This is a genomic window from Bartonella sp. CR84HXZ, assembly GCF_042194535.1.
GTDB lineage: Bacteria > Pseudomonadota > Alphaproteobacteria > Rhizobiales > Rhizobiaceae > Bartonella > Bartonella grahamii.
This window is the reverse complement of the sequence record NZ_JBHIMY010000004.1, coordinates 131,107-140,754: the sequence shown is the minus strand read 5'-3', so window position 1 is coordinate 140,754 and position 9,648 is coordinate 131,107. Positions and strand designations below refer to the sequence as shown.

Genomic DNA, 9,648 nt, shown 5'->3' with positions numbered 1-9,648 from the left:
GCGGTCGAAATCTTTTTAGGGGAAATAGAACAAGAGATGCAAAAGATTTTGGCAAAAGCTGCTTAAACCTATGGGGGTGCTCTCTCCTCCCAGCACCCCCACCCTTTTCTAACACTTTCAACACATGCGTGATTCACGCCACGGGTGGATTGTACGCAAATCAAGGAAATAAACCATGAAAAATAAATATGAACTGACTGATGAAACAACTGAGGTTGATGGCAAAACTCTCCACCGCATTCGTGCCTTACGAGACTTTGGTGGTATTAAAGCAGATGACCTAGGCGGTCTTATAGAGCATGAAGGCAACTTATCCCATGAGGGCAATTGTTGGATTTGGTATAAGGCTTGTGTTTTTGGAGATGCCCGTGTTTATGGCAATGCACTTGTTTTCGATGAAGCAAAAGTTTCCGATAATGCACATGTTTACGGTTATGCATATGTTTCCAATAAAGCAGAAGTTTATGGCAATGCAAAAATTAAAGACGGACATGTAGGCGATAGTGCAAGAATTTATGGTGATGCTAAAATTTATGATCATGCACACGTTTACGGTGAGGCATGCGTTCCCATAATGCAGAGGTTTATGGTTATGCCAAGGTTTTTGGTGATGCCTTGGTTTTTGGCAATGCACATGTTCATGGGCGTGCAAAAGTTTACAATGATGCACGCGTTTACGATGAAGCACGTGTTTACGATAAGGCAGAAATTTACGGAGAAGCAAAAGTTTACGGTGATGCAGAAGTTTACCGTAGCGCACACGTTGATGACTATAACGCCATATCAACTGGAGAAAAGACCAGATGAAAAAATATGAACTGACAGATGAAACAATCGAAATTGGGCGCAAAACGCTCCGCCGCATTCGTGCATTGAGAGATTTGGGGGACGTCAAGAAAGGTGATCTTGGCGGCTATATCGAGAAAGAAGACAACCTATCGCATCATGGTAATTGCTGGATTGGGGGTTATGCCAAGGTTTATGATGATGCTAAGGTTTACGAAAATGCACAAGTTTACGGTTATGCACATGTTTACGGCAATTCTCGTATTTATGGCAAAGCAGAAGTTTTCGATGAACCATGCATTTACGGTCATGCAGAAGTTTACGGTGATGCATATATTTGCGGTGAACCGCATGTTTTTGATAATGCAGAAGTTTATGGCAATGCACAAGTTTACGAAGAGGCATACATTTACGATAGGGCGCGTGTTTACGGCAATGCGCAAGTTTACGGTGATGCGCATGTTTACGGTCATGCAAAAATTTACGGTGAAGCATGTGTATGTTGGGACGACTGGATTGATGACGATAGAAGAATCTCAACTGGAGAAAAGACCCGATGAGAAAATACGAACTTACTGATGAAACAATTAATGTTGATGGATTTACGCTTCACCGAATTAGAGCATTAAGAGATTTTGGTGGCGTCAAGAAAGGTAACCTTGGGGGCTTTATAGAGGATGAGGACAACCTAAGTCATGAAGCCGACTGTTGGGTTAGTAATGAAGCTATGGTTTATTGTGGTGCCGAAGTTTACGACAGCGCTAAAGTGTTTGGTAACGCGAAAGTTGCTTATTTTGCACGCGTTTATGGCAATGCACAAGTTTATGATAACGCAAAAGTATATGGGGGGGATATTTTTGGGGACGCACAAATTTACAAATATGCAATTATTGATGGTAATCCAAGAATTTATGGCGACGCACAAATTTATGCCGATTACAAAATTGTTTACAAGGAAAAGACAGAAAACTTAACAGGGGACGACGTCCCTTTCTAACCACACAAACAAACTTTTAACACCAGCGTGATTCACGCCACGGGTGAATTACATCTAAAATGAAGGGGAATAAACATGCCACACCGCCCACCCACTATCACGCAACCAGCTATTGCTCGTGCTTTAAGAGAAGCTAAAAAACAAGGATGTGAACTCATAGAAATCAAACCTACAGGGGAATTATTAATTCATATCAATAAAACCATAACACCAACAACGACAGATAATACTTATAGCATTGATGATTTTCCACCGCTTGAAAATGAACAAGAAGACTACGAGACCAGCAAAAGCTGCCCCTCTGTCGACGGTATAAAGTTTTAGCCATGTCAAAACGCCGTCCACCGCATCTTGTTCGTGAACGTACACGCCATGGTAAAGTTATATGGTATGTACGTATTGGTCATGGACCACGGTTTCGGATTGAAGGAACCTATGGAACGCAAGAGTTTGTTGACAATTATACACTGGCTATTAAACAAGCGCAAAATGGCTCCTCCAAAACAAAGAGGCGTACCAGACTCACAGAAGGGTCTTTCGATTGGTTGTTGCATCAGTATTTACAAAGCATGCAATGGCATAATCAATCAGAATCTACTAAAAAAGTTAAATATCGAATTCTGAATAATGTTTCTAAACATATCGGTGATCGTGCATATAAAAGCATAAACAAACAACACATTCTTGACGCAGTAGAAAGAAGACGAGAGACTCCCGCGGCGGCAAGACATTTTTTAACGGCTTTAAATGGTCTTTTCAATTGGGCAGTTGATAACGATCTTTTAAATAGAAATCCTGCTTTTAATATAAAGCCGCCAAAATCCTTTAACGCAGAAGGATTCATACCATGGTTAGAAGAAGATATTGATAAATATTATTACCGTTGGTCACATGGTACACATGAACGTGTATGGATTGACGTCCTTTTATATACAGGTTTACGTCGTGGTGATGCCGTTCGTATCGGCTGGAAAGATATCACAACAGATAATATTATTCATTTAAAAACAGAAAAGAGCCAATTTAAAACAGATGTTTTTCTCCCGATTTTGCCTGAACTCGCAGAAACACTTAAAATTGGACCTATTGGAGATGAAATATTTATTTGCGGTAAAGAAGGTAAAAAACTGACCAAAGAAAGTTTTGGTAATCTGTTTCGTAAAGCTTGTAATGCAGCAGGTATTAAAAAATCAGCGCACGGATTGCGAAAATTAGCAGCAACACGTGCAGCAAATGCAGGTGCGACAGTTTCGCAAATGAAAGCGCTTTTTGGCTGGACAGAAGATAACATGGCATCCCTCTATACCAAAACAGCCGACAGAAAACGACTTGCAATAGAAGCAATCAAAAAACTTCAAAAAAGTTAGGACAATGAGTGGCTGCTAAAAAACAAACTAAAGCCCCGTCAAAATTATGAATGAAATTAATGCGGCATTTGAGGTGCATCAGAAACCAGAGGAGAAATAGGTGGTTGTGTCTGTTGCATTGTTTGCCATAAATTATAATTCGTTTGCATATCCAGCCAAAATTTTGCTTTACTAAAACCAGCTAATTCTAATTTCACTGCAAGTTCGGTACTCATAGAGGCATGTCCGTTAATCACTCTTGATAGAGAAGCTCTTGTCATATGGAGATGATCAGCTAACTTTTGTATTGTTATCCCCATTTCTTCTAAGAAAGCTACTTTTAGAACTTCGCCCGGATGTGCGGGGTTATGCATCATTTGTTTTCGTTCCTTTCATCAATGGTAATCTTGATAATCAACAAGCTCCACATCTGTTCCTATAAAGCGAAAAGTAACACGCCAATTTCCATTCACCCATATAGAATAGTATCCTGTAAGTTCACCTTTAAGAGGATGCATTTTAAAGGCAGGCGCTTTCAACATTTCAGGCGTCGTAGCACTTGTTAAAGCCGTCAAGATAACGCGTAATTTTTTCACGTGATCTGATTGAATAGCTTTTGTAGAACCTGTTGTATAAAATAATTTTAAGCCCTTATGTTTGAAACTCACAATTGCCATTACCGCCCCTTATCGTATATCATCACTATACGATCAATAAAAATAAGAGTCAAGCGCCCTGCTAGCAAATCCAGTTATCTAGATAAAATGATTGGGTATAAGCTATAAAAAAGTTAGGGATAGGTAGAAAATAAGTTAAAAGAATCAACGGAATCAAAATTCCCGAACTTTTATATAACCTATTGATTTTACTAAACATTGGCTGGGGTACCTGGATTCGAACCAGGGAATGCCGGTACCAAAAACCGGTGCCTTACCGCTTGGCTATACCCCAAAAAAACACGCTCTATAGCGACTCTTGCACCTTATAGCGATTCCTGTGATTGGACGCAATATCTGAAAATCAAAGACCTTACTTTTTTATCATAAAGTGCCTGATTTATCATAAAGTGCCTGAATCTTGTATGGCATTGCATCAATACAAATTCGTAGCAGAAACTGATATACAGTTGTGCTTTTAACACAAATAGAAAACATTTATCCACCAATTATTTTGCTCTTTGTATTGATTTTTTAGGAACAGAAAATGAAAATCTTGTAGTTTACTCATGTATCAATAAATTAGCATATGATTTACTTTTCTTGATATATTCCAATCTCATCTTGCTTCATTAAGATAAAAGCTGTCACCATATTGGAAACTGGTAAAGTATGTGATAGTTGCTGTGCTCTTTCATTAAGCGTAAAGATGATAATGTCCACTGGTTTTTACATTATATTATTCATGAATAGCGTCATAAAATGAAATCAAGCACATTGAAAAATATCTCCTAAAAATAACACTTAAATATTCTATTGCAAACACTATGATACACCTAAACAGGTTAGAAGAGTTTTGCAAAAATTAAAAATATTTTATCTGGTATTTGAAAAAATAAAGATATAAGAACGAGGGATAATAGCTATTTCTATTTACTTTTTATTCAAAAGATAATGATATTTTTATCGGTTCATAGATGTAAAAAATCTTCAGAAACAATCTTTATATAGACCAATGCCTTTTTTGATTGATTAGCATACATTTCCTAAAAGCTCCTTTTACAAAAAGAGAGATATTAAAATTAATTTCACACAAATAGGTATTCAACATTTGCTTTTCAATTCTGTAAATGGCAAATTAGACTTATGAAATAAGCTTAACAATTAGAATCGAGGAGATTTTTAATGGCTTTTGAATTGCCCCCGTTGCCTTATGATTACGATGCCCTTTCACCTTATATGTCACGCGAAACGCTTGAATATCATCATGATAAGCATCACCTCGCTTATCTTAACAATACCAATAATTTTGTGAAAGAGTTAGGCTTAGAAAATGAAAGCCTTGAAGATATTGTTAAAAAAAGTTTTGGAAAAAATATTGGTTTGTTTAATAATGCAGCACAGTATTACAATCATAACCACTTTTGGCTTTGGATGAAAAAAGATGGGGGTGGCCAAAAACTTCCTGAAAAGTTAGCAAAAGCTATTGACACTGATCTAGGTGGTTACGACAAATTCCGCGCTGATTTTATTGCTGCTGCTAGTGCCCAATTTGGTTCTGGATGGGCATGGGTTGCTGTTAAAAATGGCAAGCTTGAAATTATGAAAACGCCTAATGGCGAAAATCCCTTAATTCACAATGCTCGACCTATTTTGGGTGTCGATGTGTGGGAACATTCCTATTACATTGATTATCGCAATGCTCGACCGAAGTACCTCGAATCCTTTGTAGACCATTTAATTAATTGGGACTATGTTTTGAAACTTTATGAAGAATGTGAATTTTAAGCTATCTAGATAATTTTTTTAGTGTATGAAAGTCCCTATAATCCAATAAATTATCGGGGACTTTCAAACAAAGATATTATGGATTAGCAACAGCCTTTTCCTGCTATCTTGAGAATATATGCATAGATATAGGCAACTTCTTCTAGCTTTGAAAAACGTCCAGCTGCACCAGCGTGCCCCGAATCCATATTAATACGTAATAAAATTGCATTATCGTCTGTTTTTAAGTCTCGTAATTTTGCCACCCATTTTGCAGGCTCCCAGTAAGTTACACGAGGATCTGTTAATCCTGCCATCACAAGTATAGGGGGATAGTTTTGAGCTTTGACATTATCGTAGGGTGAATAGGAAGCAATAAGCTTATAATCTTCTTCTGATTCAAGAGGATTCCCCCATTCGGCCCATTCTGGAGGTGTGAGTGGCAATGAAGCATCTAACATTGTCGCTAAAACATCAACAAAAGGCACATTCGCTACGATTCCAGCAAAATCCTGTGGAGCTATATTGGCAATGGCTCCCATCAACATCCCCCCTGCTGAACCACCATAAGCAATAAGCCGGTTGTGAGAAGTGAATTTATTGTTTACAAGGTAACGTCCACAAGCAATAAAATCTGTAAATGTATTGTGCTTAAAGAGATGTTTTCCTTTCTCATACCATTCTACTCCCTTTTCTTTTCCTCCGCGAATATGAGCAATCGCGTAAATAAACCCCCTGTTTACTAGAGAAAGTACATTACTATTAAAACTGGCAGGAATAGAGATTCCATAAGCACCATAACCGTAAAGAAGACAAGGCGCACCACCATCAAGAGGAGTGTTTTTGTGATAAAAAAGTGAAATAGGAATCTTCTCACCATCGTCTGCTATTGCTGTAATACGTCGTGTTACATATGCATCTTTATTATGCCCAGAGGGAATTATTTGCGTTTTTAAAAGCATTCGTTTACGACTTTTCATCTCATAATCAAACACTTGATCAGGTGTTGTCATAGATGAATAGGAAAAACGAATAGTTGGACTGTTATATTCTGCAACCCCTTGTAGACCTAAAGAATAAGCCTCTTCAGTAAAAGCAATGGAAGTAACTTTTTTAGTGGTACGTTCCATTACTTTTATACGTGGAAGCCCCTCAAAACGTTCGATCCAGACAAGAAAATCTTGATAAGCATCATGGGATAATATTAGGCACCCAAGCTGATGTGGGACAAACTCAGACCAATTTTCTGATTGTGGAGATGTATATGGCGCTACCATAATTTTGAAATCTTTTGCATTATCTAGATTGGTCAGAATATAAAAGACATCACCACCTTCTGTAAGTGAATATTCAATACCTTTTTGTCGTTTCCGTACACATTGGGGAATAGTAAAAGGCGCCTCAGCAGGAATCAACCAGATCTCTGATGTTTCATGATCATGAATATTAATATAAATAATATCATTAAGCTTAGAGCCGCTTACATCTAAGAAAAAACCTGGATTGTCTTCGCGAAAAATAAGCTTATCTTGTGATTGATCAGTGTTTAATCGGTGATAATAGAGCTCTGAAGGTCGGTGATTTTTATCCATTTTAGTATAGAAAAAACCTTCAGATCTAGCATCCCATACAATTTGACCAGATGTATCAGTAATTGTATCCATACAGTCAGACAATGTCTCAAAATTACGAATTTTAGCTGTATAGAATTCTGATCCTTTGTCATCATAGGTCCATACCACATGTGTATGGTCAGGAGATTCTTGAACTGAACCAAATTTGAAATATTCTTTGCCTTCTGCCAAGACATCACCGTTAAGGTAAACGGTTTTTTCTCCGCCATTCCTTGGTGTCCGAAAATAATGCGGTTGTTGACCTCCGGTAACATAAGAGAATCCGTAAGCAAAAGGACCATGTTTTATAGGAACAGAACTATCATTCTCTTGGATCCTGTTTTTCATTTCGGTAAAAAGCAAATCTCGTAATGGTTTTGTATCAGCCATTTGAGCTGATTGATAAGCATTTTCTTTTTCAAGATAATGTCGAATATTTGGATCAAGACAGTTAGGATTTTTAAAAACATCTTGCCAGTTAGACGCACGTAGCCAATGATAGGGATCATCACGAAAAATACCATGATATATTTCCTTATGAGTGATTCTAAATGCTTTGGGAGGAATTGCAAAAGTGCGGGTCATACACAATCCTATATTAAAATATGTTAACAGCTTCGTTTATTCGTTTATATGTTAGAATCATAATTATTGATGCAAGTGTAAAAATCTATAAGTTCTATTCACTTGTAAAAATAGCGCCATGATAATTTTTAAAACTAATACCTTTCTGTCCATTACATATCACAGCTATTGTTTTCTAGGGATATAATACCACTTTTATAATGAAAGTGATTGGTAAGACAATTAAACTATGAGAAAAAGAATTGATTTTTTTTGAAACAGTATAATCTTATAATTTTATAGAAAGTAATAACTATATTTAAAGTATTTTTATTAATGTATAAAACATAAAAATATTCTATGTCGTTTTAATGAATAGTTTTATATTATAAGTAATGCTGTTGTGTCTTATTTATAATATAGTATGTTCTTTATTATTAAATTTAATAAATATAAATAATAAAAACAAATTTAAAATTTAGTAAAAATAAAATTACTAAATTATAAGTATTCAAAATAAAAAATACTAATTTATATATTATATTTTTATAATTAGTAATTTTATTTTTACGTTCTCAAAAAAAAATAAATAAATTTTATCCTATATTTTTTTATATTTGTGATGTATTATATGTCATGTATGATATGTTATAGGATAAAAATATATTTTAGCATGTAATAATTTCGTTTTTCTTATTTTATATTATGACAAAAAAGAGGTATTTATTTGATTTTTTTGTGTTTTGGCAATTTTATAGAATAATTGAATTGACAAAAAAGATTTTTGTACAATATGAAGCTCATGTGCATGAGATCTTTATATCATGAGTATATGCACTATATCTCGATTTTGAATTACTCAATTTTAAATTAAAGGAAACAAGAATGGAACATCGTGCAGTCTTAGAGACTGAAAGCAATTTAGTTATTACATTGGTTGCTGATATTGTTGCTGCCTACGTGAGTAATAATTCTATTCGACCGACTGAAGTGCCAAGTTTAATTGCTGATGTCCATGCTGCTTTTCGTAAAGCAGGGAATTTAGAGTTAACAGAAGTCGAAGTTGAAAAACAAAGGCCTGCCGTTAATCCAAAGCGTTCAGTATTTCCTGATTATCTCATTTGCCTTGAAGATGGGAAAAAATTTAAATCTCTAAAGCGTCATCTCATGACACATTATGGAATGTTGCCAGAGGAGTATCGTGAAAAATGGCAGTTAGATAGTTCTTATCCTATGGTGGCGCCTAATTATGCAAAAACACGATCAGCTTTGGCCAAAGAAATGGGTCTTGGACGCAAAAGTAAACGGAAAAAAACTAAATAATCTTATTTTGCGAAAAAATGGTTTCGTGTATAAATTTGATTTCAGTATACATGTTTTGTGTGAAGCTTTTGTATATATAGCAATTTCTATCAAGGGGATTATACATAGCTTTCGTTACGAATCCGTTTAATCATTGATTTCAGACCATTTGATCGTTGTGGTGTAAGATTTTCATTTAAACCAAGTTTTTCAAAGAGCTCTTGAGCATCGGAATTGCGAATTTCAGAAGCTTTTTTGCCTGAATAAAAAGCAAGAAGTATGTAAATGAGTCCACGCACAATATGAGCATCGGAATCACCTTGAAACGTCAATATTGGATCTTCTGAGTTATTACGTGAAGATAAAAGCCACACTTGGCTAACACAACCAGGAACTTTGTGAGCATCGTTTCGAGCGCTTTCCGGAAAAGGTGGCAATTCATGGCCAAGCTCAATGACATAACGATAACGGTCTTCCCAATTATCCAAAAGCGAAAAGTTCTCTATGATATTACCGATTGTTTCCGCCATTATTTTAGTCCTGTTTTGTTTGAATAATCATTCTTAAATACACTTATAAAAAATAAATATTTATTCTTCCTAACATAAATAACACGA

The 9,648-nt window shown here is 35.8% G+C and carries 11 protein-coding genes and 1 tRNA gene; 7 read left to right on the top strand and 5 right to left on the bottom strand.

Annotation, left to right across the window (positions count from 1 at the left end):
- The first annotated feature begins 561 nt into the window (after positions 1 to 561).
- From ACFIKD_RS03330 to ACFIKD_RS03310, 5 genes are all read left to right on the top strand, one after another.
- Complete coding sequence (locus ACFIKD_RS03330; protein ID WP_375647220.1) at positions 562 to 807, top strand: hypothetical protein; 246 nt, start codon at positions 562 to 564, stop codon at positions 805 to 807.
- Complete coding sequence (locus ACFIKD_RS03325) at positions 804 to 1,346, top strand: hypothetical protein (protein ID WP_375647219.1); 543 nt, start codon at positions 804 to 806, stop codon at positions 1,344 to 1,346. The genes ACFIKD_RS03330 and ACFIKD_RS03325 overlap by 4 nt, the downstream gene beginning before the upstream one ends.
- Positions 1,343 to 1,783 (top strand): hypothetical protein, encoded by a 441-nt coding sequence (locus ACFIKD_RS03320; protein WP_375647218.1) that lies wholly within the window; start codon positions 1,343 to 1,345, stop codon positions 1,781 to 1,783. The genes ACFIKD_RS03325 and ACFIKD_RS03320 overlap by 4 nt, the downstream gene beginning before the upstream one ends.
- Positions 1,784 to 1,858: 75 nt before the next feature.
- Positions 1,859 to 2,107, top strand: a complete 249-nt coding sequence (locus tag ACFIKD_RS03315; protein ID WP_015857131.1) for a hypothetical protein — start codon at positions 1,859 to 1,861, stop codon at positions 2,105 to 2,107.
- Between the two features lie 2 nt (positions 2,108 to 2,109).
- Positions 2,110 to 3,150, top strand: coding sequence for a tyrosine-type recombinase/integrase (locus tag ACFIKD_RS03310; protein ID WP_375647217.1), 1,041 nt, complete (start codon positions 2,110 to 2,112; stop codon positions 3,148 to 3,150).
- A gap of 56 nt (positions 3,151 to 3,206) precedes the next feature.
- Here the strand turns inward: ACFIKD_RS03310 and ACFIKD_RS03305 are convergent, their stop codons facing one another.
- From ACFIKD_RS03305 to ACFIKD_RS03295, 3 genes are all read right to left on the bottom strand, one after another.
- Positions 3,207 to 3,506 carry a HigA family addiction module antitoxin gene (locus ACFIKD_RS03305; RefSeq protein ID WP_026500666.1) on the bottom strand — a complete coding sequence of 100 codons (300 nt, stop codon included), beginning with the start codon at positions 3,504 to 3,506 and terminating at the stop codon, positions 3,207 to 3,209.
- Between the two features lie 18 nt (positions 3,507 to 3,524).
- On the bottom strand, positions 3,525 to 3,806 hold the full coding sequence (locus ACFIKD_RS03300) for a type II toxin-antitoxin system RelE/ParE family toxin (RefSeq protein ID WP_004865366.1): 282 nt from the start codon (positions 3,804 to 3,806) through the stop codon (positions 3,525 to 3,527).
- 199 nt (positions 3,807 to 4,005) lie between these two features.
- A tRNA-Gln gene (locus ACFIKD_RS03295) sits at positions 4,006 to 4,080 on the bottom strand.
- Positions 4,081 to 4,970: 890 nt separating this feature from the next.
- Between ACFIKD_RS03295 and ACFIKD_RS03290 the strand changes: the two genes are divergently transcribed.
- A complete protein-coding gene (locus tag ACFIKD_RS03290; protein ID WP_375647215.1) occupies positions 4,971 to 5,573 on the top strand; it encodes a superoxide dismutase in 603 nt (200 codons plus the stop codon).
- A gap of 83 nt (positions 5,574 to 5,656) precedes the next feature.
- Here the strand turns inward: ACFIKD_RS03290 and ACFIKD_RS03285 are convergent, their stop codons facing one another.
- Positions 5,657 to 7,750 carry a S9 family peptidase gene (locus ACFIKD_RS03285; RefSeq protein WP_375647214.1) on the bottom strand — a complete coding sequence of 698 codons (2,094 nt, stop codon included), beginning with the start codon at positions 7,748 to 7,750 and terminating at the stop codon, positions 5,657 to 5,659.
- A gap of 864 nt (positions 7,751 to 8,614) precedes the next feature.
- On the opposite strand from ACFIKD_RS03285, the gene ACFIKD_RS03280 reads away from it, so the two are divergent.
- Positions 8,615 to 9,052: a MucR family transcriptional regulator gene (locus ACFIKD_RS03280; protein ID WP_012754848.1), complete on the top strand. Its 438-nt coding sequence runs from the start codon at positions 8,615 to 8,617 to the stop codon at positions 9,050 to 9,052.
- A 98-nt stretch (positions 9,053 to 9,150) separates the two neighbouring features.
- On the opposite strand, the gene ACFIKD_RS03275 is transcribed toward ACFIKD_RS03280, so the two are convergent.
- The gene (locus ACFIKD_RS03275) at positions 9,151 to 9,561 is read right to left on the bottom strand and encodes a SufE family protein (RefSeq protein WP_012754847.1); all 411 of its coding nucleotides are present in this window, start codon (positions 9,559 to 9,561) and stop codon (positions 9,151 to 9,153) included.
- Between the last annotated feature and the right edge of the window lie 87 nt (positions 9,562 to 9,648).

Coding starts and splice junctions, on each gene's coding strand:
- ACFIKD_RS03320 (WP_375647218.1), top strand. CDS start 1,343: ATGAGAAAATACGAACTTACTGATGAAACAATTAATGTTGATGGATTT.
- ACFIKD_RS03290 (WP_375647215.1), top strand. CDS start 4,971: ATGGCTTTTGAATTGCCCCCGTTGCCTTATGATTACGATGCCCTTTCA.
- ACFIKD_RS03280 (WP_012754848.1), top strand. CDS start 8,615: ATGGAACATCGTGCAGTCTTAGAGACTGAAAGCAATTTAGTTATTACA.
- ACFIKD_RS03275 (WP_012754847.1), bottom strand. CDS start 9,561: ATGGCGGAAACAATCGGTAATATCATAGAGAACTTTTCGCTTTTGGAT.
- ACFIKD_RS03310 (WP_375647217.1), top strand. CDS start 2,110: ATGTCAAAACGCCGTCCACCGCATCTTGTTCGTGAACGTACACGCCAT.
- ACFIKD_RS03330 (WP_375647220.1), top strand. CDS start 562: ATGCGTTCCCATAATGCAGAGGTTTATGGTTATGCCAAGGTTTTTGGT.
- ACFIKD_RS03285 (WP_375647214.1), bottom strand. CDS start 7,750: ATGACCCGCACTTTTGCAATTCCTCCCAAAGCATTTAGAATCACTCAT.
- ACFIKD_RS03305 (WP_026500666.1), bottom strand. CDS start 3,506: ATGATGCATAACCCCGCACATCCGGGCGAAGTTCTAAAAGTAGCTTTC.
- ACFIKD_RS03315 (WP_015857131.1), top strand. CDS start 1,859: ATGCCACACCGCCCACCCACTATCACGCAACCAGCTATTGCTCGTGCT.
- ACFIKD_RS03325 (WP_375647219.1), top strand. CDS start 804: ATGAAAAAATATGAACTGACAGATGAAACAATCGAAATTGGGCGCAAA.
- ACFIKD_RS03300 (WP_004865366.1), bottom strand. CDS start 3,806: ATGGCAATTGTGAGTTTCAAACATAAGGGCTTAAAATTATTTTATACA.